This is a genomic window from Candidatus Pantoea deserta, from assembly GCF_003813865.1.
In the GTDB taxonomy this organism is placed as follows: domain Bacteria; phylum Pseudomonadota; class Gammaproteobacteria; order Enterobacterales; family Enterobacteriaceae; genus Pantoea; species Pantoea deserta.
Genome location: NZ_RMVG01000015.1, coordinates 48,410 through 70,777 on the forward strand (window position 1 = coordinate 48,410; position 22,368 = coordinate 70,777).

Genomic DNA, 22,368 nt, shown 5'->3' on the forward strand with positions numbered 1-22,368 from the left:
CGTTAATGTTCTCTGGTATCAATGGTTTTTTGGCGGCACAGGATCGTCACCACCCGGGTTCAAAGGGTGGCATTTTAATACGCGTTTGAGTGTCAACCAACTGCCTTTTATCAGGCCAAACCTGCGTAACGCCTCAATTCCATAATGAGAGCAGGTTGGCTGAAACCGGCAGTGCGGTCCCAGCAAAGGGCTGATGCCGCGCTGATAGACGCGTATCAGGACGATCAGGAGCCGCGCGCCAGGCGACAGTGACGACGCCATAGTTTCTCCAACGCTTCCGCCAACGTACGGTTGTCGAGATCGGCAATCCCCTTTTTTGCCACAACGACAAAATCCATCGCCGGCAATTCATGCTGACGCAGACGAAAGCTTTCACGGGTCAGACGTTTGATCCGGTTGCGTTCATGCGCGCGCTTGACGTGCTTTTTAGCGACGGTAAGACCGATGCGGGGATGCCCCAGCGAATTAAGGCGGCCGAGTATGGTGATTTGCGGCGTGCCAGCCCGTTGTGGCTGCTGGAAGACGAAAGTGAAATGAGTGGGAGTTAACAAACGTAACTCCCTGGGAAATGCGAGCTTACCCACCAGGGTTAGCTTTTATTACTTAGAAACGGTCAGACGAGAACGGCCTTTAGCACGACGACGTGCCAGAACCTGACGACCATTTTTAGTTGCCATACGAGCACGGAAGCCGTGAGAACGGTTGCGCTTCAGTACGGACGGTTGAAAAGTGCGTTTCATGGCGATTTCTACCTAAACTTGAAAAATTTCACTGGGTGACGCGTTTTGTGGGCCAGTAAAACGACCGACGCCTCAATGTGTCTTTAATAAAGAGGCGGGATTGTAATAATTGTACAGTCCGGAGTCAATTTACTTCGCTGGTCGCGGTACCTGGAAACCCGGATACAGCCCGCTGAGTCCGGGCATTGGGCATAGCGCGACAACGCCGGGGGAAGAATTATACGGTCTCCACTTCAAAGCGCAAGGATCGTTCGGGATCTTCTTACGATCGCCTGACCTTTATTCACAGGGAAAACGCCAGGCTGCCTGAAAAATCATCCTTTTCCCGACGATCCTCGCATCTTTTTGCCGCAGCAGGCGTAAACTGTTTTACCTGTCCACGGCCTGTGGATAAAAACGATCAAAACTGTGTAGAAAGTGAAGATCTCTGCCTCGCTTTGCGCTATGATCCGCCCTTCCGCTGACGATCCGGTCGCGATCGTAAGGACGGAAACCGCTGATAGCGGTCGCAGGCGCTTTCTACCGTCTGTGTCAAAAATGAACGTTTCTTTATTAGCGCCTACTATTTCTTATCGATTTTGTACAAGTGGAGTCCGCCGTGTCACTTACGCTCTGGCAACAGTGTCTTGCCCGTTTGCAGGATGAGCTTCCTGCCACCGAATTCAGCATGTGGATTCGACCGCTCCAGGCGGAGTTAAACGACAATACGCTGGCCTTGTATGCTCCGAATCGGTTTGTGCTCGACTGGGTACGAGATAAATACATCAATAATATCAACGGGCTGCTGAATGAATTCTGCGGCGTGGATGTGCCTTTGCTGCGTTTTGAAGTGGGCACGCGCCCGGCGCAGCAGCAGCCGATGGCCATGAGCCAGCCTGCGATGGCGAGCGTTAACGCGCCCGCGCCAGTCGAGAGCCGTCCGGCGCCCGCGCAGCCTTTGCGCCCAAGCTGGGATAACGTTCCGGCGCCGGCCGACGTGACCTACCGGTCAAATGTGAATAACCGTCATAACTTCGATAACTTCGTTGAGGGTAAATCCAACCAGCTGGCGCGCGCGGCGGCGCGTCAGGTGGCGGATAATCCTGGCGGCGCCTATAACCCGCTCTTCCTTTATGGCGGAACCGGTCTGGGTAAAACGCACCTGCTGCATGCGGTGGGCAACGGTATTATCGCGCGCAAGCCCAATGCCAAAGTCGTCTATATGCACTCTGAGCGTTTTGTACAGGACATGGTGAAGGCGCTGCAAAACAACGCCATTGAAGAGTTCAAGCGCTACTACCGCTCCGTTGACGCGCTGCTGATCGATGACATTCAGTTCTTTGCCAATAAAGAGCGCTCGCAGGAGGAGTTTTTTCACACCTTCAACGCGCTGCTGGAAGGCAATCAGCAAATCATTCTTACGTCGGACCGCTATCCGAAAGAAATTAACGGGGTCGAAGATCGCCTTAAGTCCCGTTTCGGCTGGGGGCTGACGGTCGCCATTGAGCCGCCGGAGCTGGAAACGCGCGTTGCTATTCTGATGAAAAAGGCGGATGAGAATGACATCCGTCTGCCGGGCGAGGTGGCCTTTTTCATCGCCAAGCGTCTGCGTTCCAACGTACGTGAGCTGGAAGGGGCGCTGAACCGCGTCATCGCCAATGCGAACTTTACCGGTCGCGCGATTACCATCGATTTCGTGCGCGAGGCGCTGCGCGATCTGCTGGCGCTTCAGGAAAAGCTGGTGACCATCGACAATATTCAGAAGACGGTCGCCGAGTACTACAAAATTAAGGTCGCGGATCTGCTTTCCAAGCGCCGTTCGCGTTCGGTCGCCCGCCCGCGTCAGATGGCGATGGCGATGGCGAAAGAGCTGACGAACCACAGTCTGCCGGAGATCGGCGACGCCTTTGGCGGCCGCGACCACACCACGGTGCTTCACGCCTGCCGCAAAATCGAGCAGCTGCGCGAAGAGAGCCACGACATAAAAGAAGATTTCTCTAATCTCATCCGAACTTTATCCTCCTGACGCTATGAAATTTATTGTAGAACGTGAACAGTTGCTCAAGCCGCTGCAACAGGTCAGCGGCCCGCTAGGCGGTCGCCCGACGCTGCCGATCCTGGGAAATCTGCTGATGCAGGTCAACGACGGTACGCTGTTGCTGACCGGCACGGATCTGGAAATGGAGATGGTGGCGCGCGTCGCCTTGACTCAGCCGCACGAACCGGGCGCGACCACCGTCCCGGCACGTAAATTCCTCGACATCTGTCGCGGGCTGCCGGAGGGCGCGGAAATTAATGTCACGCTGGAAGGCGAACGTATGCTGATCCGCTCCGGGCGCAGCCGCTTTTCGCTGTCGACCTTACCGGCCAGTGACTTCCCAAACCTGGATGACTGGCAGAGCGAAGTGGAATTTACGCTGCCGCAGGCGACGCTGAAGCGCCTGATCGAAGCGACCCAGTTCTCTATGGCGCATCAGGATGTGCGTTACTACCTCAACGGTATGCTGTTTGAGACCGAAGGCGAAGAGCTGCGCACCGTTGCCACAGACGGTCACCGTCTGGCGGTCTGCTCAATGCCCATTGGTCAGGCGCTGCCGAACCATTCGGTGATCGTGCCGCGTAAAGGCGTTATCGAGCTGGTGCGTCTGCTGGACGGCGGCGAGACGCCGCTTCAGGTGCAGATTGGCAGCAGCAATATTCGCGCGCACGTCGGCGACTTTATCTTTACGTCGAAGCTGGTGGATGGCCGCTTCCCTGACTATCGTCGCGTGCTGCCGAAAAACCCGGACAAAGTGCTGGAGGCGGGCTGCGATATTCTCAAGCAGGCGTTTGCGCGCGCCGCCATTCTGTCGAATGAGAAATTCCGCGGCGTTCGCCTCTATATCACCGAAAATCAGCTGAAAATCACCGCCAATAACCCTGAACAGGAAGAGGCGGAAGAGATGCTGGACGTCACCTACGGTGGCAGCGAGCTGGAGATTGGCTTCAACGTCAGCTATGTGCTGGACGTGCTGAATGCGCTGAAGTGCGAGAACGTGCGTCTGCTGCTGACGGATTCGGTGTCGAGCGTGCAGATAGAAGATCTCGCCAGCCCGGCAGCCGCCTACGTCGTGATGCCCATGCGCTTGTAGAATATATCGGCCTGGCTTACTTGCCATTCTGGTCGCGGGCCGTGCTCGTCCCTGGTCACATACTTCAGTATGCTCCCAGGGCCTGCGCGCTGGCCGCAACCAGACTGGCTGCGACGCCGACGGCCTGGTGAGGTAGAATCGGCCTGGTAGTGGTGAGGCCGTTATCGGGCTTCGCCGTTGGCCACAGGCCGCTTAAAGGCGATACCTCTTTGTGCCCTTCACGCTGGACTGATTCATGGCCTTAACCCGCCTCCTTATCAAAGATTTTCGTAATATTGAGCAGGCCGATCTGGCGCTGTCGCCGGGATTTAATTTTCTGGTGGGGGCGAACGGCAGCGGCAAAACCAGCGTGCTGGAGGCAATCTATACGCTGGGTCATGGCCGCGCCTTTCGCAGTTTGCAGGCCGGACGCGTTATCCGTCACGATGAGACCGCCTTTGTGCTGCATGGCCGCATTGAGGGAAGCGAGCGTGAAATCTCGGTGGGGCTGACAAAGAACCGCGCGGGCGACAGCAAGGTGCGCATCGACGGCAGCGACGGGCATAAAGTGGCCGAGCTGGCGCAGATGCTGCCGATGCAGTTAATTACGCCAGAGGGGTTTACTTTGCTCAACGGCGGCCCCAAATACCGTAGAGCCTATGTTGACTGGGGCTGCTTTCATAATACGCCCGGATTCTTTAATGCCTGGAGCAATCTGCGACGGCTGCTGAAACAGCGCAACGCCGCGCTGCGCCAGGTCTCGCGCTATAGCCAGATCCGCGCCTGGGACCAGGAGCTGGTGCCGCTGGCGGAACAGATCAGCCAGTGGCGGGCGGAATACAGCGAAGCCATTTCAGCAGAGATTGTCGCTACCTGCGCGCAGTTTTTGCCAGAGTTCGCGCTGAACTTCTCTTTTCAGCGCGGCTGGGACAAAGAGAGCGCCTACGGCGAACTGCTGGAGCGCAATTTTGAGCGCGACCGCGCGCTAACCTACACCGCCAGCGGCCCGCACAAAGCGGATTTTCGTATCCGTGCGGACGGCACGCCGGTTGAAGACCTGCTGTCGCGCGGCCAGTTAAAACTATTGATGTGTGCATTGCGTCTGGCGCAGGGGGAGTTCCTGACGCGCCAGAGCGGACGCCGCTGTCTTTACCTGATTGATGACTTCGCCTCTGAGCTGGATGACAGCCGACGACGCCTGCTGGCGCAGCGACTGAAAGCCACGCAGGCTCAGGTGTTTGTCAGCGCGATTGCTGTAGATCATGTCATCGACATGAGCGACGAAAAGGGCAAGATGTTCCGTGTGGAACAGGGTAAAATAGCGGTTCAACCTGAAGATTAAATGAGCGAGAAACGTTGATGTCGAATTCTTATGACTCCTCAAGTATCAAAGTTCTGAAAGGGCTGGATGCGGTACGCAAACGCCCAGGTATGTATATCGGCGATACGGATGACGGCACCGGTCTGCACCACATGGTATTCGAGGTCGTGGATAACGCAATCGACGAAGCGCTCGCCGGTCACTGTAGTGATATTGTCGTGACCATTCATGCCGATAATTCCGTGTCTGTTCAGGATGATGGCCGTGGCATTCCCACCGGTATTCACGAAGAAGAGGGCGTTTCCGCCGCGGAAGTTATCATGACCGTGCTGCACGCAGGCGGTAAGTTCGACGACAACTCCTATAAAGTATCGGGCGGCCTGCATGGCGTCGGCGTCTCGGTGGTTAACGCCCTGTCGCAGAAGTTAGAGCTGACCATTCGCCGCGAAGGCAAAGTCCATCAGCAGACCTACGTGCACGGCGTGCCAGAGGCACCGCTGCACGTGACGGGTGAAACCGAGCTGACCGGTACGCGCGTGCGCTTCTGGCCAAGCCACGAAACCTTTACCAACGTGACCGAATTTGAGTACGACATTCTGGCGAAACGCCTGCGTGAACTGTCGTTCCTGAACTCCGGCGTGTCGATTCGTCTGGAAGACAAGCGCGACGATAAAGCTGACCATTTCCACTATGAAGGCGGCATCAAGGCGTTTGTTGAGTACCTGAACAAGAACAAAACCCCGATCCACCCGAATGTGTTCTATTTCTCTACCGAGAAAGACGGCATTGGCGTGGAAGTGGCGCTGCAATGGAATGATGGTTTCCAGGAAAACATCTACTGCTTCACCAACAATATTCCGCAGCGCGACGGCGGTACGCACCTCGCCGGTTTCCGCGCGGCGATGACGCGCACGCTGAACGCCTATATGGACAAAGAAGGCTACAGCAAGAAGGCGAAAGTCAGCGCCACCGGCGATGACGCCCGCGAAGGCCTGGTAGCCGTCGTGTCGGTGAAAGTGCCGGATCCCAAGTTCTCCTCGCAGACCAAAGACAAACTGGTCTCTTCCGAAGTGAAATCGGCGGTAGAACAGCAGATGAACGAACTGCTCAGCGAATACCTGCTGGAGAACCCCTCTGACGCGAAAATCGTGGTGGGTAAGATTATCGACGCCGCGCGCGCCCGTGAAGCCGCGCGTCGCGCGCGTGAAATGACCCGCCGTAAAGGCGCGCTCGATCTGGCCGGTCTGCCGGGCAAGCTGGCGGACTGCCAGGAGCGCGATCCGGCGCTCTCTGAAATCTACCTGGTGGAGGGTGACTCCGCAGGCGGTTCGGCCAAGCAGGGCCGTAACCGTAAGAACCAGGCGATTCTGCCGCTGAAGGGTAAAATCCTGAACGTGGAAAAAGCGCGCTTCGACAAAATGCTCTCTTCGCAGGAAGTCGCCACGCTGATTACCGCGCTGGGCTGCGGCATCGGCCGCGACGAATACAATCCGGACAAACTGCGCTACCACAGCATCATTATCATGACCGATGCAGACGTCGACGGCTCGCACATTCGTACGCTGCTGTTGACCTTCTTCTATCGTCAGATGCCGGAAATCATCGAGCGTGGCCACGTTTATATCGCGCAGCCGCCGCTTTACAAGGTGAAGAAAGGCAAGCAGGAGCAGTACATCAAAGATGACGAGGCGATGGATCAGTATCAAATCGCCATCGCGCTGGATGGTGCCACCCTGCACACCAACGCCAGCGCGCCTGCGCTGGGCGGCGAGCCGCTGGAAAACCTGGTCGCCGAGTACAACAGCACGCAGAAGATGATCAAGCGTATGGAGCGCCGCTATCCGGTCGCGCTGCTGCGCGGGCTGATTTACCACCCCACGCTAAGCGGCCTGGGCGATGAAGCGGAAGTGCAAGGCTGGCTGGACGGGCTGGTGGCCTATCTGACCGAGCGCGAAGCGCACGGCAGCACCTATGTGGCTCAGGTGCGCGCTAACCGCGAGCAGAACCTGTACGAACCGGTACTGCGCGTGCGCACGCACGGCGTTGATACCGATTACGTGCTGGACGCTGACTTCATTCACGGCCCGGAGTATCGCAAAATCAACGCGCTGGGCGAGAAGCTGCGCGGTCTGATCGAAGAGGACGCCTACATTGAGCGCGGCGAGCGTCGTCAGCCGGTAGACAGTTTCGAACAGGCTATCGAATGGCTGGTGAAAGAGTCGCGTCGCGGCCTCTCTGTACAGCGCTATAAAGGTCTGGGCGAAATGAACGCCGAGCAGCTGTGGGAAACCACGATGGATCCGGACAGCCGCCGTATGCTGCGCGTCACCATCAAGGACGCCATCGCTGCCGACCAGCTGTTCACGACGCTGATGGGCGATGCGGTCGAGCCGCGCCGCGCCTTTATCGAAGAGAACGCGCTGAAAGCGGCGAATATCGATATTTAAGCCTACAGACACCGCTAAAGCTAAAGCGCGGGCGGCAGGAGCCGAAGAGCGCAGCGTCCCCCGACAGGGACAAAACGCAGCGCATTGGCTCGGTAACGGGCGCACCTCAGGGATGAAGCGCGCAGGGATGCCCTGAGCGGCTCTGCGATCGGTTTCTGTCAGACCCTTCCCATGCGGAAGGGTTTTTTTATGCCTGACGCACCGGGAAACTGGTCATTGTGAGCGGGATCGCGCTAGCATTTAAGCCAAACCCTGACTTAACGAGGAAGCTATGGCGATAAAACTGGTAGCAATCGATATGGACGGCACGCTGCTTAATCCGCAGCATGAGATCACCGATGGCGTCAAAGCGGCTATCGATCAGGCTCATAAAAAAGGCGTTGCCGTGGTGCTGGCCACCGGTCGGCCATACATAGGGATCCAGCGCTACCTGATGGAGCTGGGCCTGGTTGACGAGGGACAGTACTGCATCAGCTACAATGGCGCGCTGGTGCAGCGTGCTAACGACGGCGAGTGCGTGGCGGAAATTACGCTGGGCTTCGACGACTACCTCTACATCGAACAGCTGGCGCGCGAGCTGGGCGTGCATTTTCAGGCGTTCGACAAATCTTCGCTCTACACGCCCAATAAAGACATCAGTGAATACACCATCCACGAGGCGAGCCTGACCGGGATACCGGTGCGCTATCGCGCCGTGGAAGAGATGGACCGCGCGATGCGTTTTCCCAAGCTTATGATGATCGATAAGCCCGACCTGCTGGACGCCGCGATCCAGCGTCTGCCGGCCAGAGCGCAGCAGAGCTACACCATTCTCAAGAGCGCGCCCTACTATCTGGAGATCCTTGATAACCGCGTCAACAAAGGCCAGGGCGTTAAGATGCTGGCGGAAAAGCTGGGGCTGGCGCGCGATGAGGTGATGGCGATTGGCGACCAGGAGAATGACCTGGCGATGATCGAGTACGCCGGTATGGGCGTGGCGATGGGCAATGCCATCGACTCGGTTAAGCGCGTTGCGCAGTTCGTCACCAAAACGAACCGGGAAGATGGCGTCGCGCATGCCATTAAAGAGCTGGTGCTGTAAGGCCGGAGATGCATCTTTAGCGCTTTTGGCGTAGCGTGTGGGGCAACATTTTTAGTCAGGTTGCCCTATGCGCGAAAAACAACTCACCTTTACGCCGCGTCACCATCAGTTGACCAACAGCAACGTCTGGACCGCCGACAGCCAGTGGCTGGCATTCGACGTGCGTCCGTCGGGCGCGTCTTTTACCAGCGAAACCATTGAGCGCGTCAATGTCGTCACCGGCGAGGTTGAGGTGCTCTATCGGGCGACCGACGGCGCGCACGTGGGCGTGGTGACCGTCAGCCCTGACCTGCCGCCGCGCTATCTCTGCATTCACGGTCCGGAACGCCCGGACGAGAGCTGGCACTATGATTTTCACCACCGGCGCGGCGTGATAGTGCAGGATGGCCGCGCGCAGAACCTTGACGCCTGCGACATTACGCCGCCCTTTACGCCCGGCGCGCTGCGCGGCGGCTCGCATGTGCACCTCTTCAGCCCCGACGGCTCGCGCGTCAGCTTTACCTATAACGATCATGTGATGCATGAGAAAGACGTCCGCGAGGATCTGCGCAACGTGGGTATCGCGGTGCCGCTGCGCGCCGTTACGCCGAGGAAACAGCATCCGCGCGAATACAGCGGCAGCTACTTCTGCGTGCTGATCAGCCAGACCACCGTCGCGCCGCAGCCCGGCAGCGACGAGATTAACCGCGCTTACGAAGAGGGCTGGATCGGCGCGCGCGGCTATCAGAAACCGGACGGCAGCTGGCAGCGCTGGGCTATCGCGTTTATCGGCGACACGCTGTCCGCCAGCGGCGAAAAGCAGCCGGAGGTCTTTATCGTCGACCTGCCGGACGCGCTGGAGGATTACGCCAGGCCAGGCGATCAGCCGCTGGAGGGCACGGAAAGCCGTCTGCCTGCGCCTCCGGCTGGCGTGCGGCAGCGCCGGTTGACCTTTACGCGCGGTCTGGCCCAGCAGCCGCGCCACTGGCTGCGCAGCGCGCCAGACGGCAGCGCCATCGCCTTTTTAATGGCCGACGAACAGGGCGTGGTTCAGCTCTGGACGGTTTCGCCCAACGGCGGAGCGCCGCGTCAGATCACGCAGCTGACCCACGGCGTTCAGTCAGCTTTTAACTGGCATCCTCAGGGCGAGGCCATCGCCTTTATCAGCGACGGCCGGGTGATGCGCTGCGAGATAAACAGCGGCGAATGCCTGCCGCTGACGGCGTGCAGCGAACAGCCGCCGAGCGGCGATGCGGTGGTCTGGTCGCCGGACGGCAACCAGATTGCCTTTATGCGTGACGTCGATGGCTGGCGACAGCTGTTTACTGTGTCGGCGTAGCCGCCGGAAAGGGCGCGGACTGCGCCAGATTCTCCTGCGTGTGGTTTAGCTTCTCGCTCTGAAGAATACGCTCGCGCGGAGAATCGACCGATTTATCGTCGTCGCTACGGGCATAGTCCCAGGGAAGCAGCAGCGTATCCATCACGGCGGAAAAAGGCAGATCGATCAGCGCCAGCGGCTTAAGCGCCCAGCTGCTGTGATCGTCCGTCAGGATATCGGCGCTGGCACGGGTGCCAGGATAGTAGCCCTGATTCGGACCAGTATGTGACATAACGCTGGAGCACCCTGACATCATCAGAGAGCAGCACGCCAGCGCGCCTGCCAGAGGAAAGGCCTTTAATAATTTCATCTTCATCATCCCTTCAGCTGTTGCGGTAGCCCCGGCTGAGTTGGCTCGTCCGTTAGCGTCCTCACTCTGCGGCGAGGTGAGCTATGTCAGACGAAAGGTCCCCTGAGTGTATGCCATTTCAGCAGACTGGTGAAAAAAATTGCGTTTCGCCTCTTGAAACCAGAACGGGCATACCCACTTTTAAGCTACGGACGTACTCACTGTCGCCGACAGGGGCAACGAGACGCCGCTCAATCTGTCCATTGTGGAAGGTTGCCAAAACTTGCTGACTATCAGGAGTCATTCCATGCGTAATTTTGATCTTGCTCCACTTTATCGTTCTGCTATCGGTTTCGATCGCTTGTTCAACCTGCTGGAGTCCAACCAGAACCAGAGCAATGGCGGTTATCCTCCGTACAATGTTGAACTGGTCAGCGAAAATCACTATCGCATCACCATTGCGGTGGCGGGTTTTGCTCAGAACGAACTGGAGATCACCGCTCATGACAACGTTCTGATCGTGCGCGGCGCGCATCCCGAAGAGCAGACCGAACGTAAATATCTCTATCAGGGCATCGCCGAACGTAATTTCGAGCGCAAATTCCAGCTGGCCGACCATATCGTGGTACGTGATGCGAAGCTGGAAAACGGCCTGTTGAGTATCGATCTGGAACGTATCGTCCCCGAAGAGGCGAAACCGCGTCGGATCGAAATTCTGAATTAATCAGAATCAACAAAAAGAAAACGCCGCTGATGCGGCGTTTTTTATTGGTGCGTTACGCAGCTCTGAGCGTTATCGCCCTGGCGCGCATCAGCTATGGGTGCGCATCATCAGACGCTGGCTCACCCGCCCACCGAACACATTCACCAGCAGGCCGAGAATAATCACTGCCGCCCCCAGCATCTGCTGAGCCGACAGCCGTTCGTCCAGCACCAGCGCGGCGCTGAGAATGCCCACCACCGGCACCAGCAGCGACAGCGGCGCCACGCGCCAGGTCTCATAGCGGCTGAGCAGATTGCCCCAGATACCGTAGCCGATAAGGGTGGCGAAAAAGGCAAGGTAGATCACCGCCAGGGTGGTTTGCAGCGAAATATGGCGCAGGCTGGAGAGCATGACGTCTCCGCCGTCGAACAGCCAGGAGCAGGCGAAAAAAGGCAGCACCGGCACCAGCGCGCTCCACACCACCAGCGACATCACCGGCACGTTGCGGTTACGCAGAATGATTTTATTGGTAATGTTGCCTAATCCCCAGGACAGCGCGGCGGCCAGCGTCAGCATCATGGTCGTGAGCGTGATACCCGCCGCCGACTGGCCTTCCATGCCCGCCGTCGCCAGCATAAACATGCCGAGCGTGGCGATAAGCACGCCTGCGATATGGTTCCAGCGCAGCTTTTCCGCCAGCAGCAGCGCGCCCAGCAGCAGCGTAAAGAAGGCCTGCGCCTGTAATACCAGCGACGCCAGCCCGGCGGGCATACCCAGCTTGATCGCCAGGAACAGAAAGGCGAACTGGCCAAAGCTGATGGTCATGGCGTAAACCACCAGCCAGAGCAGCGGGATAGCGGGGCGAGGGATGAAAAGGATTGCCGGAAACGCCACCAGCGCAAAACGCAGGCCCGCCAGCAAAAAAGGTGGCATGCCCTGTAAACCGAGCTTGATGACCACAAAGTTGACGCCCCAGGCGACCACGACGCACAGCGCCAGCAACATATCTTTGACTGACATACATTTCCCCGGTGTCAGACACAATTAACAGCTGCACCCTAAACTACTTTGAATGTACTCTTTTGAATATGCACAGATCGGCAGGATATGGGGTGGAACAGATGCCGGATGAAAGGGAAAGTCAGCGTAGTCGTTACCGCCAGATCGCCGAGCAGATCAAGCAGGCCATTCGCAGCGGAACGCTGCGGCCGGACAGCCGGTTGCCTTCGGTGCGCACGCTTGCCACTCAGTATAGCGTCAGTCCCACCACCGCGCTCAAGACGCTACGCACGCTGGAAGATGAACGCTTTGCCGTGGCGAAGCCAAAGTCCGGCTTCTTTGTCGCGGCGCGTCTGGCGGAGGCGGAGCCGCCCCAGCTTGCCCAGCCGCGGCTGATCGCGCCGCTGGATGAGCAGACGGAGATGCATCTGGCGATCCTCGGTTCAGAGTGCCGCGTGCGCCTCGACCTGGCGAACGGCGACAGCGCCCTCTATCCGGTCAATAAGCTGGGGCTGCTGATGCGTCAGATGGGCTACAGCAAACCCGCCTTGCTGGGCAACAGCGTAAAAGGCACCGGCTATTTGCCGTTAAAGCAGGAAATTGCCCGCCGCGCCGTGGACTATGGCTGCGCCCTCAGCCCGGACCATATTCTGATCACCAACGGCTGTATTGAGGCGGTGTCGCTGTCGCTGCGCGCCGCGCTTACGCCCGGCGACGTGGTGGCGGTAGAATCGCCCTGCTACTTTGTGCTGTTGCAGATGCTGCATAACCTCAATCTGCGCGTTATTGAGGTTGAAGCCGGAGCGGAAGGCTATGTGGACGTCGAAAAACTGACCGCGCTGTTTCGTCGCAGAGCAGTGCAGGCATTTCTCACTATCAGCAACGTTAATAACCCGCTCGGCAAATCAATCCCCAATGAGCAGAAGGCCAGAATCGCCCGCGCGGCCGATGAGAATGAGGTGGTGATCGTCGAGGATGATATTTTTGGCGACACGGCTTTTGGCGACCGTCGCCCCTTTCCGATGCGCGCCTTTAGCTCCAACGTCATTCTGTGCAGCGGCTTTTCGAAAACCGTCGCGCCCGGCATTCGTATTGGCTGGGTGCACAGCGTTAACCTGATGCGCAAAATCGCTTCGCTGAAATATACCTCGACGATGGGCACCTCGATGCTGTCGCAGGCGGCCGTGGCTGAGCTGCTGCGCAGCGGCGGCTATGACGCCCATCTGCGTAAGCTGCGGCGCGAGCTGGCCGGTCAGATAGAAAAAATGCGCCAGGCGCTGCTGCGCGCCTTTCCGGCAGGCACGCGCGTGTCGGAACCCGAAGGCGGCTATGTGTTGTGGGTCGAAATGCCGCAAAGGGCGCTTAACGTGCGCGAACTGTTTTTAAAGGCGCGCGATGCCGGAATCGGCATCGCGCCGGGCCATATCTTCGCTACCGATGACCGCTACGATCGCTGTTTTCGACTCAATGCGGGCTTTGGCTGGAATGACGAGGTCGAGCAGGCCATTTGCCAGCTGGCGCGGTGGTGTCGGGAGTCGCTGCCAGCGGCGTAACGATAGCAAAAACCTCCGCAAATAATGCATTTGCATTGTGCAATGCAAATGCATTACATTATGTTTATCTTGACGATGAGGTTCCTGCGGATTGGCAGGCCGCAACCTGTAACAGGGGGAGCTGAGGAGAAAAAATGTTAGATACCGAACTGGCGAATAGCACGCTGCGAATGGCGTCACGACTTACGGAACGCAGCCAGACGACTATTCCCGCAGCGATTCGTGACGCGCTCGGCCTGAAGCCTGGCGAATTTATTGAATACGCGCTTTTGCCGGGTGGCAAAGCCATCATGTCCCGCCAGCAGCGCGAGCCGCAGGATGATCCTGTCGTCTCGCAATTTCTGGCTTTTCTTGAAAACGACATGAAGAAAAACCCACATCATATCCAGCCTGCGACAGAAGATGTCTGGGCAGGAATTGAAGCGCTTACTGCTGGAGTCGAGGTCGATCTAGACGCGCCGCTGACGGACGATTAGCTGGAGAAAGCATGGACGTTTTGCAACTTAACGGCTGGAAAATCTATTTTCATGGCTGTTTTCTTGAGCAAATGAAAGCACTTACTCTGGAAGTCTCCGCCCTGAAAGCGGCTAAACCTGATGAGTACATGCATAAAAAGCCGGTAAAGCTATTAGCCGCAATCAGAAAGGTCATTGAAGAGCAAATTGCAGCCGATCCTCTTAACGCGAAATATCGGCAGGGCGACACGCTGGGCGGCGAGTATAAGCACTGGTTCAGGGTGAAGTTTCTCCAGCAGTTTCGTCTTTTTTACCGCTGTAGTGAACAGCATAAAACCATTGTCATCGGCTGGGTCAATAGCGTTGACACGCTTCGCGCTTACGGCAGCAAAACAGATGCCTACAGGGTATTCTCTGCCATGCTGAAGAGCGGAAATCCGCCTGATGACTGGGGTGAACTGCTTGCTCAGGCAAAAAAAGAGGCGACAGATTCTGCTGATTCAACGCCCGGCATTCCCCGAAGGTAAACCGGGCATCCCGTATGCGGGCTTTATAATGCCTGCTCCGCAAACGCCTTCTCCACCTCTTGCGCCAGGATCTGCACCGCGCGTTCAATATTCTCCGCCTCCGGCACATAGTTCATACGCATGCACTGATGGGTATGCGGCCACGCCTGCTCCAGACCCGGAAAGAAGAAGTGGCCCGGCACCATGAGCACGCCGCGCGCCTTGAGGCGCTGATAGAGCGTTTCGGTAGTGATCGGCAGATCGCGAAACCACAGCCAGAGGAATATCGCCCCTTCTGGCTTATGGATCAGGCAGCGATCTTCCGGCAGATAGCGCCGGATAATGGCAATCGTCTCCGTGACTTTGGCCTGATAAAAGGGCTTGATGACCTCTTCTGACAGCCGCAGCAGATCGCCGCGCTGAATCATCTCTGCGGCAATGGCGGGACCAATGCTGCCCGGCGCCAGACTGATGATGCCGTTCATATTGCTGATGGCGCTGATAATCTTTTCGTCTGCAACGATAATGCCGCAGCGCGCGCCCGGCAGGCCAAGCTTCGACAGGCTCATACAGAGAATAATGTTGGGATTCCACAGCGGGCGCGCTTCGCTAAAAATAATGCCGGGAAACGGCACGCCGTACGCATTGTCGATCAGCAGCGGCACATCATGTTGCTGCGCCAGCGCGTCAAGCTGCATCAGCTCTTCGTCGGTGACCACATTGCCCGTTGGGTTAGTAGGGCGCGACACGCAGATCAGGCCTATATCTTCATGCATCGGCAGATGCTCGAAGTCGACGTGATATTTAAACTGCCCTTCCGGCAGCAGCTCAATATTGGGTTTCGCAGAAACGAATAGCCCCTCGTCCAGTCCGGCGTCGGCATAGCCTAAATATTCCGGGGCCAGCGGAAACAGCACGCGCTTTTTGCTGCCGTCGGCGCGTCGGCCGGCGAACAGGTTGAACAGATAAAAGAAGGCGCTCTGGCTGCCGTTGGTCAGGGCGATATTTTTCGCGGTAACCGGCCAGCCCAGTTCACTGCTGAGCAGCGTCGCCAGCGCGTTAAGCAGCGTGGCTTTACCGCGCGGGCCGTCATAGTTGCAGAGCGCCTCGCTGAGCTTGCCTTCATTGTGCATCTGTTGCAGCAGCTGCTGGAAATAATCATTCATCGCCGGGATCTGCGCCGGGTTGCCGCCGCCGAGCATAATGGTGCCGGGCGTGCGCAGGCCTGCGCCCATATCTTCCATCAGGCGTGAGATGCCGGTGTGCTGGGTAAACTTGTCGCCGAACTGAGAAAAAGCCATATAAAAGTTAAAAACATGTGACGAATGGGGAATCAACGATAACGCCCGCCAGCGGCGGGCGCAATGGGAAGGGCGGATTACTTCAGTATGTCCGGATTCACGCAGTTCTTCTCCACCTTGCCGGTCAGCGCGGCAATCAGGTTGTCTACCGCGTCCTGCGCCATGCCATAGCGGGTTTCATGGGTCGCGGAGCCGATGTGCGGCAGCGCCACCACATTGGGCAGCGAAAACAGCGGCGACTCCGTCAGCGGCTCCTGCTCGAAGACGTCGAGACCAGCCGCGTGAATAGTACCCTCTTTCAGCGCGGCAATCAGCGCCTCTTCATCCACCACCGGCCCGCGTCCGGCGTTAATCAGGATGGCGCTCGGCTTCATCAGCTTAAGCTGCTCAGCGCCGATCAGATGGTGGGTCTGCTCGGTAAGCGGCAGGCTGATACAGACGAAGTCGCTCTCTTTCAGCAGCGTCTCCAGATCGCAGCGCTGCGCGCCGAAGCGCGATTGGGCCTCTTCATGCTCACGACGCGCGTTGTAAAGCACCTTCATGCCGAAGCCAAAGTGCGCGCGCTGCGCCAGCGCCATACCGATGCGGCCCATGCCGAGGATACCCAGCGTTTTATGATGCACGTCGATACCGAATTTATCTGGCCCGATGCTTTTATTCCACTGGCCCGCTTTGACCCAGGCATCCAGCTCGGTCACGCGGCGCGCGCTGCTCAGCACCAGCGCCATCATGGTATCCGCTACCGTTTCGGTCAGAACCGTCGGCGTATGCATCAGCAGCACATGACGCTGGTTTAGCGCCTCGACGTCGAAATTGTCATAACCCACCGATACGGTAGAGCAGGCGCGCAGCTTCGGCATCTTTGCCAGCAGCTCGCCGTCGACTTTACCGCCAGAACCGATTAATCCTTCGGCCTGCGCCAGCGCAGCAGCGTGCTGCTGCTGGCTCTCCGGCGAGAGGTCCTTGATTTCGGTCACGCTGAAGTGCGCGTCGAGACGGGCGCGCAGGTCGTCCGGCAGGCTTTTATACAGAATCACGGATGGTTTCATCGTTCGCTCCCTGTAAAACGTGTGACGGGCGACTCACAGGTCGCCCGGATAAGAGGGTCAGCGCTTACGCTTTCAGGCGTGTTTCGCGCCGTGCAGCGGCGGCGTTTTGTTCTCGGCGGGTTTGACGATCAACGTCAGCCACACCGACACCAGCAGCGCTGCGCCCATGAAGATATAGGAGGCCGCCGGACTGCCCGTCGCTCCATTAAGATAGCCGACAATCCATGAACCGACGAACGAACCCAGCGCGCCCATGCTGTTGATCAGAGCCATCGCGCCGCCGGAAACATTGCGCGGCAGCATTTCCGGAATAATGGCGAAGAAGGGGCCGTAAGGGGCGTACATCGCGCCGCCGGCAATCACCAGCAGCCCGTACGACAGCCAGAAGTTGCTGGAGCCGACCAGATACGAACCGAGGAAGGCCATCGCGCCGATCAGCAGCAGCGGCCAGACAAACAGCTTGCGGTTCTGCATCTTGTCTGAGGCCCAGGAGACCACGATCATCGCAATGGTCGCCGCCAGATAGGGAACGGCGGAGAGCCAGCCGGCTTCCACCATGCCCATCTGCGTGCCGTTGCGCAGAATCGACGGCAGCCACAGCACGAAGCCGTATACGCCGATACTCCAGGCAAAATATTGCATGCACAGCAGAATAACGTTGCGGTTGCGGAAGGCCTCGCCGTAATTGCGCACGGCCTTGATATTTTCCTGCTCTTTTTTCAGCTGGGCAGCCAGCGCCGCTTTCTCTTCGTCGCTCATCCAGCGCGACTGCTCCGGCTTATCCTGCACCATAAACCACCAGGCGACGGCCCAGATCACCGCCGGAATACCTTCGATGATAAACATTTCGCGCCAGCCGAATGAGTCAATCAGATAGCCTGACACCACCGACATCCAGAGCACCGTAACCGGGTTGCCGAGGATCAAAAAGGTATTGGCGCGCGAGCGTTCCGATTTGGTGAACCAGTTACTGATGTAGATCAGCATCGCGGGCATCACCGCCGCCTCTACCACGCCGAGGGTAAAGCGAATGGCCGCCAGCATGGGAATATTGCTGACCACGCCGGTCAGCGACGCGCAGACGCCCCACAGCACCAGACACCAGAAAATCAGTTTTTTCACGCTGCGGCGTTCGGCGTAGACCGCGCCGGGGATCTGAAAAAAGAAGTAGCCGAGAAAGAAAAGCGCGCCCAGCAGCGAGGACATGCCTTTGGTGATGCCCAGATCGTCGTTTATGCCCGCGGCAGAGGCGAAGCTAAAATTCGCACGGTCCAGATACGCCAGACTGTAGGTGATAAACACGATGGGCATGATATACCACCAGCGTTTTGGCGCGATTGTCTGCGTTTTCATGGTGTTCTCCTCTGATATTGCGGTTCCGGATGCAGGCTAAAAATCACCCAGCTCGCTGCGTGTTGGCAGCCCTTCGCTGTCGCCGATCACCTGGATCGCCAGCGAACCGATTTTGTTGCCGCGCTTAATCGCCTGCGGCAGCGTTTTACCTTCCAGCAGAGCGCTGATGACGCCGACGGCGAAGCCATCGCCCGCGCCAACGGTGTCCACCACGTTCTCGACGCGAATCGCCTCGACCTGGCCCTGTTCGCCCTCGGCCGTTTTATACCAGGCGCCGTCGCAGCCGGTTTTAATCACTACCGCTTTTACCCCTTTATCCAGGTAAAAATCGGCGATGGCTTCTGGCTGACGATAACCCGTCAGGATATATCCCTCTTTTTCGCCCGGCAGCACCCAGTCGGCGTACTCCGCCAGGTGGTTGAGCTGCTGGCGCATCTCCTCTTCGCTGCGCCACAGCACCGGGCGCAGATTGGGATCGAAAGAAATCGTTTTGCCGCGCGCGCGCATCTCCTTCGCACTGTGCTTAAGCAGCGCCAGCGAACCGGGCGAGAGCGCGGCGGCCACGCCGCTCAGATGCAGGTGACGGGCCGCGCCAAAATAGTCACTGTCGAAATCGTCAACGGAGAGGTGGCTGGCGGCAGACCCTTTGCGGAAGTACTCCACGCTCGGATCGGAACCATCATCCACTTTCGATTTCAGCTGGAAGCCGGTGGGGTAGCGCGCATCCGTGGTGACGCGACGGTGATCGACGCCTTCGCTCTCCAGCAGCTGGCAGATAAAACGGCCAAAGCTGTCGGCGCCGACGCGGCTCACCCAGCCGACTTTCAGGCCAAGGCGCGCCAGACCGATGGCAACGTTAAGCTCAGCGCCCGCCGCGCGCTTGATAAAGCTTTCCGCGGCGGCGAGGTCGCCGCTTTCACGCGCGACAAACATCGCCATCGCTTCGCCGATGGTGACGACGTCCAGCATGCCATTATCCAGGGTAGTCATCTCTTCTCCTTACAGATTGCGCAGCAGCGTGACATAGTGGCGCGTTACCGCCAGCAGATCCTCGCCTTCCAGCGGAAATTCAATGCCGCGCGGCGCATCGACAGGCAGCTGTTGCAGTAGCTGGCGCCAGTCGTCGCTGGCGTCATCCAGCGCAATAGCGCGAAAGCTGTCGCCATGCGGCACGGCGGCTTTAACGTGGATATAACGGACAAAGCGGCCCAGGCGCGCGGCTGCGTCCAGCGCGTTCTCCTGCGTCCAGAGCCAGTTGCCCATATCAAAGGTCATCACCACCGGCAGATTTTCCTGCTCCGCTGCGTGGAAAAATTGCAGCGAAGGCGCCAGTTTGCCCTGAGCGGTTTGATCGTTTTCTACCGCCAGCTCCACCGGATAGCTTTCGCTGAGCGCGCGCAGCGTCGCGCCATGCAGCTCGCCGCTGAAGCCGCCCAGCGCCAGCTTCAGACGCTGCGCGCTTAACTGCCGGGCCTCTTTAAGGTAGTTCTCCAGCTGCGGATTTAGCGCGCCGTCGTCACAAAACAGCGTGTCGGGTACCGAGTAGCTGGCGCGCAGCTGGTGCTGCTGAATCGCCTGCGCCAGCGCGGGCAGGCTGTCGAGCGTCGCGGCGTCGAACAGTTCCCGACGGATTTCGACGCCGTCGGCGCCTGCCTGCTGGATCAGCGGCAGCAGCGCCTGCTGGCCGCCCAGCGCCGCGACCTGTTGCTGTCCGTAAGCGGCGGTCACTACAATAATTTCAGTGTTCATCGTCCCTCCTGAAAGGCGCGTTAAGCGAAAGTTACAAGGAAAACGTTAATTGGAACCGGTTCCAAAGCAAAGGAGCAGAGGTTGAAATTATGATCGTGCTCACGAAGCGAGCACGAGAGAGGGAGAGAGAAGCGCAGTTCAGGAAAGAGGCTGGCTGGAGCCGCGCACCACCAGTTCGCCGGAAAAGACCTGTTCGCCGACCGGTCCGGCAGTGCCTTCAATACGGGCGATCAGCCGTTCCAGCGCCGCATAGCCAATCTGCCAGGTGGGCTGGCGCAGCGTGGTAATGCCGACGCCAGCCAGCGCGGCCCACTCCAGCTCATCAAAACCGAGCAGGCCGATATTTTCACCCCAGCGCATGCCGACGCGCTGCATCGCGCGCGCAACCTGTAAGGTCATCGCGCCGTTCGCCACCATTACCGCCGCGCGCTTGCCGCTCTGGCGTCGCGCATAGTCGAGCAGCAGCGCATCCAGCGTCGCAGGCTGATGCTGCGGCACTTCGGCGTTTTCATAGACGACTTGCGGGCAGGCGGCCAGCCGCTGGCGGAACGCCTGCAACCGCTCGCGGCGCGTGTTAACGCTGCCCAGCGGCTCGCTTAAAAACAGCAGCGCCTCATAGCCGTTGTCCAGCAGATGCTGCGTGGCGATTTCCGTGGCTTCGGCGTTATTCAGGCCGACCACGTCGCAGGCAAAATCAGGAATTTTTCGGTCGATCAGCACCATCGGCAGCAGGGACTGCTGCAAACGGCTCAGCGCCTCTTCACGCATGCCGACGGCATTGACCACCACGCCCTCGACCTGATAACTGCTCAGCAGCTGCAAATAGTGCTGTTCCAGATCCACTTCATTATTGGTGTTGCACATCAGTAGCGTAAAGCCGCGCTCGCGGCAGGCCGCTTCGATACCGCACATCACGTCGACCGAATACGGGTTAGTGATGTCCGCAATAATCAGACCGATCAGGCGCGTGCGGCCACGCTTCAGCCCGCGCGCCATCTGGCTGGGGCGGTAATCAAGTTCAGCAATGGCCTGTTCGATGCGGGCTTTTAAATCAGCGGAAAGAAGATGCTGCTCGCCATTGAGATAGCGAGACACGCTGGTTTTACCGGTTCGCGCGCTGCGAGCGACATCGCTGATGGTGGCGCGAGGCGGTCTGTTCTTCATGTCGGTACCTGTAGAAAGAGAAACAGGCAGAGACTAGCACAGCCTCAGGCCGTGGCAACAAGGACGTGCATCAGAGGGATGCGGGTTCCAGCCAGGGCTGACGCAGCAGCTGTAGCTGTTCCGGCGGCGCGCCGTTCAGCATCCGCACCACCATGTCGGCGAGCTGATCGCCGGTTTCTCGCTGCGAAGCCTGGCGGATTGCAGTGACCGGCGCGTCAATAATCGCTTCGCGCGGCAGACCTTCCCAGGCATACAGGCGCACCGCCTGCGGGCCCGACAGGCGCTGCGCCTGCTGTAGCGCCAGCGCCGCGCCTTCCGCCAGCGCGCTGCTGTCGGTGATAATCGCCTCAGGCGGGACATCCTGCGCCAGCCAGGCCAGGCTCTGCTGATAGCCCGCGCGACGCGACGGCGGGATGGCGACGATGTCAAAAGGCGCCCCCTCGGCTATCGCATCGAGAAAACCCTGGCGGCGATCGCGCACAAAGGTGGTGTTTTCATCGCTGCCCAGCCAGGCGATACGCGTCAGCCCCTGTCGCAGACAGGCTTCTACCGCCTGACGCGAACCCTGCTGATGATCGACGTCAAGCCAGGCGTAGGGCTGAGGCAGATCGCTGCGTCCGAGCGTGATAAAGGAGAAATTTTTCTGCTGCAAACTCAGCAGGCGCTCATCCTGCGGTGCCGTATGGGTCACGATAAGCGCATCCAGCACCCGGCTGCGCAGCAGGCGCGTTAAGGTGCGGGGACCATCATGCGGCTTATCGACCAGCAGCAGCAGATCGATTTCCTGCTGAGCGAGGCGCTGATCGAGCGCCAGCAGCATCTCGCTAAAGCGGCAGTCGCTAATGGGCGACGTCCGGCCAGGAAACACCAGTCCCACCGCATTGGCGCGGCCGGTTTTCAGACGGCGGGCGGCGGCGTTAGGGCGATAACCGCGGCGCTCTGCTTCGGCCTCGACGCGTTTGCGGGTCTCCGGCGAAACATCGTCATAGCCGTTGAGCGCCCGGCTAACCGTGGTAACCGACAACCCTAAAATAGAGGCAATGGCTTTAAGTGACATGCTGAATGACTCGCTGGACGCCTTTTTTTTACGCTAGCATAAAGTATTTTTTGGTACTACAGCTTGCCTGTTGTCCGGCAGTAATTGTCAAAACAGGCGCGTAAAAGTGACGAAAAACTGATGTGCTGCTGGAAAACGCCCCGAACCGGGGCGTT

At 58.6% G+C, this 22,368-nt stretch carries 21 protein-coding genes and 1 pseudogene; 10 read left to right on the forward strand and 12 right to left on the reverse strand.

Annotated elements, in window-relative coordinates; translation table 11 throughout:
- Positions 1 to 2: 2 nt before the first annotated feature.
- From yidD to rpmH, 3 genes and pseudogenes are all read right to left on the reverse strand, one after another.
- Positions 3 to 261 (reverse strand): annotated as a pseudogene (gene yidD, locus BBB56_RS17225) (membrane protein insertion efficiency factor YidD).
- Complete coding sequence (gene rnpA / locus BBB56_RS17230; protein WP_123802169.1) at positions 225 to 584, reverse strand: ribonuclease P protein component; 360 nt, start codon at positions 582 to 584, stop codon at positions 225 to 227. Before rnpA ends, yidD begins: the two are co-directional and overlap by 37 nt.
- A 15-nt stretch (positions 585 to 599) precedes the next feature.
- Complete coding sequence (rpmH, locus tag BBB56_RS17235; protein WP_003849659.1) at positions 600 to 740, reverse strand: 50S ribosomal protein L34; 141 nt, start codon at positions 738 to 740, stop codon at positions 600 to 602.
- 598 nt (positions 741 to 1,338) lie between these two features.
- Here rpmH and dnaA point away from each other — a divergent pair.
- The 6 genes from dnaA (at position 1,339) to BBB56_RS17265 (ending at position 9,996) form a co-directional block, all read left to right on the forward strand.
- The gene (gene dnaA / locus BBB56_RS17240) at positions 1,339 to 2,745 is read left to right on the forward strand and encodes a chromosomal replication initiator protein DnaA (RefSeq protein ID WP_123802170.1); all 1,407 of its coding nucleotides are present in this window, start codon (positions 1,339 to 1,341) and stop codon (positions 2,743 to 2,745) included.
- Positions 2,746 to 2,749: 4 nt separating this feature from the next.
- Positions 2,750 to 3,850 carry a DNA polymerase III subunit beta gene (dnaN, locus tag BBB56_RS17245; protein ID WP_123802171.1) on the forward strand — a complete coding sequence of 367 codons (1,101 nt, stop codon included), beginning with the start codon at positions 2,750 to 2,752 and terminating at the stop codon, positions 3,848 to 3,850.
- A gap of 235 nt (positions 3,851 to 4,085) precedes the next feature.
- Positions 4,086 to 5,171: a DNA replication/repair protein RecF gene (recF, locus tag BBB56_RS17250; protein WP_123802172.1), complete on the forward strand. Its 1,086-nt coding sequence runs from the start codon at positions 4,086 to 4,088 to the stop codon at positions 5,169 to 5,171.
- Between the two features lie 17 nt (positions 5,172 to 5,188).
- Complete coding sequence (gene gyrB, locus BBB56_RS17255) at positions 5,189 to 7,597, forward strand: DNA topoisomerase (ATP-hydrolyzing) subunit B (RefSeq protein WP_123802173.1); 2,409 nt, start codon at positions 5,189 to 5,191, stop codon at positions 7,595 to 7,597.
- 271 nt (positions 7,598 to 7,868) lie between these two features.
- A complete protein-coding gene (gene yidA / locus BBB56_RS17260; RefSeq protein WP_123802174.1) occupies positions 7,869 to 8,678 on the forward strand; it encodes a sugar-phosphatase in 810 nt (269 codons plus the stop codon).
- A 67-nt stretch (positions 8,679 to 8,745) separates the two neighbouring features.
- The gene (locus BBB56_RS17265) at positions 8,746 to 9,996 is read left to right on the forward strand and encodes a YidR family protein (protein WP_123802175.1); all 1,251 of its coding nucleotides are present in this window, start codon (positions 8,746 to 8,748) and stop codon (positions 9,994 to 9,996) included.
- On the opposite strand, the gene BBB56_RS17270 is transcribed toward BBB56_RS17265, so the two are convergent.
- Positions 9,980 to 10,345, reverse strand: a complete 366-nt coding sequence (locus BBB56_RS17270; protein ID WP_123802176.1) for a YceK/YidQ family lipoprotein — start codon at positions 10,343 to 10,345, stop codon at positions 9,980 to 9,982. The two genes, BBB56_RS17265 and BBB56_RS17270, sit on opposite strands and share 17 nt — an antisense overlap.
- A 286-nt stretch (positions 10,346 to 10,631) precedes the next feature.
- Here BBB56_RS17270 and ibpA point away from each other — a divergent pair, with 286 nt between their 5' ends.
- Positions 10,632 to 11,048: a small heat shock chaperone IbpA gene (ibpA, locus tag BBB56_RS17275; protein WP_123802177.1), complete on the forward strand. Its 417-nt coding sequence runs from the start codon at positions 10,632 to 10,634 to the stop codon at positions 11,046 to 11,048.
- A gap of 87 nt (positions 11,049 to 11,135) precedes the next feature.
- Here the strand turns inward: ibpA and BBB56_RS17280 are convergent, their stop codons facing one another.
- A complete protein-coding gene (locus BBB56_RS17280) occupies positions 11,136 to 12,047 on the reverse strand; it encodes an EamA family transporter (protein WP_123802178.1) in 912 nt (303 codons plus the stop codon).
- A gap of 101 nt (positions 12,048 to 12,148) precedes the next feature.
- Here BBB56_RS17280 and BBB56_RS17285 point away from each other — a divergent pair, with 101 nt between their 5' ends.
- From BBB56_RS17285 to BBB56_RS17295, 3 genes are all read left to right on the forward strand, one after another.
- Positions 12,149 to 13,579, forward strand: a complete 1,431-nt coding sequence (locus BBB56_RS17285; protein ID WP_123802234.1) for an aminotransferase-like domain-containing protein — start codon at positions 12,149 to 12,151, stop codon at positions 13,577 to 13,579.
- Positions 13,580 to 13,713: 134 nt separating this feature from the next.
- The gene (locus tag BBB56_RS17290; protein WP_123802179.1) at positions 13,714 to 14,055 is read left to right on the forward strand and encodes a type II toxin-antitoxin system PrlF family antitoxin; all 342 of its coding nucleotides are present in this window, start codon (positions 13,714 to 13,716) and stop codon (positions 14,053 to 14,055) included.
- A gap of 11 nt (positions 14,056 to 14,066) precedes the next feature.
- Positions 14,067 to 14,561: a type II toxin-antitoxin system YhaV family toxin gene (locus BBB56_RS17295; protein WP_123802180.1), complete on the forward strand. Its 495-nt coding sequence runs from the start codon at positions 14,067 to 14,069 to the stop codon at positions 14,559 to 14,561.
- A 23-nt stretch (positions 14,562 to 14,584) separates the two neighbouring features.
- Here BBB56_RS17295 and BBB56_RS17300 read toward each other — a convergent pair whose 3' ends face one another.
- The 7 genes from BBB56_RS17300 to BBB56_RS17330 form a co-directional block, all read right to left on the reverse strand.
- Entirely contained in the window at positions 14,585 to 15,841 is a 1,257-nt protein-coding gene (locus tag BBB56_RS17300; RefSeq protein ID WP_123802181.1) for a valine--pyruvate transaminase, read from the reverse strand.
- Between the two features lie 77 nt (positions 15,842 to 15,918).
- Complete coding sequence (gene ghrB, locus BBB56_RS17305) at positions 15,919 to 16,890, reverse strand: glyoxylate/hydroxypyruvate reductase GhrB (RefSeq protein WP_123802182.1); 972 nt, start codon at positions 16,888 to 16,890, stop codon at positions 15,919 to 15,921.
- A gap of 72 nt (positions 16,891 to 16,962) precedes the next feature.
- Positions 16,963 to 18,243: an MFS transporter gene (locus BBB56_RS17310; RefSeq protein ID WP_123802183.1), complete on the reverse strand. Its 1,281-nt coding sequence runs from the start codon at positions 18,241 to 18,243 to the stop codon at positions 16,963 to 16,965.
- Positions 18,244 to 18,279: 36 nt separating this feature from the next.
- Positions 18,280 to 19,233, reverse strand: a complete 954-nt coding sequence (locus tag BBB56_RS17315) for a sugar kinase (RefSeq protein ID WP_123802184.1) — start codon at positions 19,231 to 19,233, stop codon at positions 18,280 to 18,282.
- A 9-nt stretch (positions 19,234 to 19,242) separates the two neighbouring features.
- Complete coding sequence (locus BBB56_RS17320) at positions 19,243 to 19,992, reverse strand: sugar phosphate isomerase/epimerase family protein (protein ID WP_123802185.1); 750 nt, start codon at positions 19,990 to 19,992, stop codon at positions 19,243 to 19,245.
- Positions 19,993 to 20,130: 138 nt separating this feature from the next.
- Positions 20,131 to 21,156, reverse strand: coding sequence for a LacI family DNA-binding transcriptional regulator (locus tag BBB56_RS17325; protein WP_123802186.1), 1,026 nt, complete (start codon positions 21,154 to 21,156; stop codon positions 20,131 to 20,133).
- 70 nt (positions 21,157 to 21,226) lie between these two features.
- Entirely contained in the window at positions 21,227 to 22,213 is a 987-nt protein-coding gene (locus BBB56_RS17330) for a LacI family DNA-binding transcriptional regulator (RefSeq protein WP_123802187.1), read from the reverse strand.
- Positions 22,214 to 22,368: the final 155 nt, after the last annotated feature.